Consider the following 1636-nt stretch of genomic DNA (forward strand, 5'->3'; position numbering starts at 1 on the left):
TTAATGCAAAACCAGGGTAAAAGCTTATCCTTTGCCACTTTTTCTTTTGAGACTTCCGCTTGCGCCTAATGATTCGGTGCGTTACTCTCCAGAAAGGAGGTGTTCCAGCCACACCTTCCGGTACGGCTACCTTGTTACGACTTAGCCCCAGTCACCGGTTTTACCCTAGGCCGCTCCTTGCGGTTACAGACTTCAGGTACGCCCGGCTTCCATGGCTTGACGGGCGGTGTGTACAAGGCCCGGGAACGTATTCACCGCGCCATGGCTGATGCGCGATTACTAGCGATTCCAGCTTCATGAAGTCGGGTTGCAGACTCCAATCCGAACTGAGACCGGCTTTCGGGATTCGCTACGCGTCGCCGCGCCGCTGCCCGCTGTACCGGCCATTGTAACACGTGTGTAGCCCTGGACGTAAGGGCCGTGCTGATTTGACGTCATCCCCACCTTCCTCGCGGTTTACACCGGCAGTCTTGCCAGAGTCCCCACCGCTACGTGCTGGTAACTGACAACAGGGGTTGCGCTCGTTATGGGACTTAACCCGACACCTCACGGCACGAGCTGACGACAACCATGCAGCACCTTGAAGAGTGTCCGAAGAAAAAGGTATTTCTACCCCTGTCACTCCCCATTTAAGCCCAGGTAAGGTTCCTCGCGTATCATCGAATTAAACCACATGTTCCACCGCTTGTGCGGGCCCCCGTCAATTCCTTTGAGTTTCATCGTTGCCGACGTACTCCCCAGGTGGATTACTTAATGCTTTCGCGCAGTCGCTTGAGCTCTTTCGCCCAAACAACCAGTAATCATCGTTTACAGCGTGGACTACCAGGGTATCTAATCCTGTTTGATACCCACGCTTTCGTGCTTCAGCGTCAGTTATAGTTTAGTAAGCTGCCTTCGCAATCGGTGTTCTGAGTAATATCTATGCATTTCACCGCTACACTACTCATTCCGCCTACCTCATCTATACTCAAGAATGACAGTATCAACGGCACAACTACAGTTGAGCTGCAGTATTTCACCGCTGACTTACCATTCCGCCTACGCACCCTTTAAACCCAATAATTCCGGATAACGCTCGCATCCTCCGTATTACCGCGGCTGCTGGCACGGAGTTAGCCGATGCTTATTCGTACGGTACCGGCAAAGTCTTACACGTAAGACATTTTCTTCCCGTACAAAAGCAGTTTACAACCCGTAGGGCCGTCTTCCTGCACGCGACATGGCTGGTTCAGACTTGCGTCCATTGACCAATATTCCTCACTGCTGCCTCCCGTAGGAGTCTGGTCCGTGTCTCAGTACCAGTGTGGGGGACCTTCCTCTCAGAACCCCTAGACATCGTCGCCTTGGTGGGCCGTTACCCCGCCAACAAGCTAATGTCACGCATGCCCACCTTCAACCGCCTCAGCTTTAACTATTCTATCATGCAATAAAATAGCATCATGGAGCATTAATCCCCGTTTCCGGGGGCTATTCTCCTGTTGAAGAAAGGTTGCATACGCGTTACTCACCCGTGCGCCGGTCGTCATCAAGTAGCAAGCTACTCATGTTACCCCTCGACTTGCATGTGTTAGGCCTGTCGCTAGCGTTCATCCTGAGCCAGGATCAAACTCTTCGTTGTAGGAAAGTTTTTAAAAAT

Annotated in this window: 1 rRNA gene; it reads right to left on the reverse strand. The window is 52.1% G+C overall.

Annotation, left to right across the window (positions count from 1 at the left end):
- Window positions 1–92 precede the first annotated feature (92 nt).
- Window positions 93–1618, reverse strand: a 16S ribosomal RNA gene (locus OQ5_RS0115820).
- Between the last annotated feature and the right edge of the window lie 18 nt (window positions 1619–1636).

The organism is Anaerophaga thermohalophila str. Valhall (genome assembly GCF_000250735.1).
GTDB lineage: Bacteria > Bacteroidota > Bacteroidia > Bacteroidales > Marinilabiliaceae > Anaerophaga > Anaerophaga thermohalophila_A.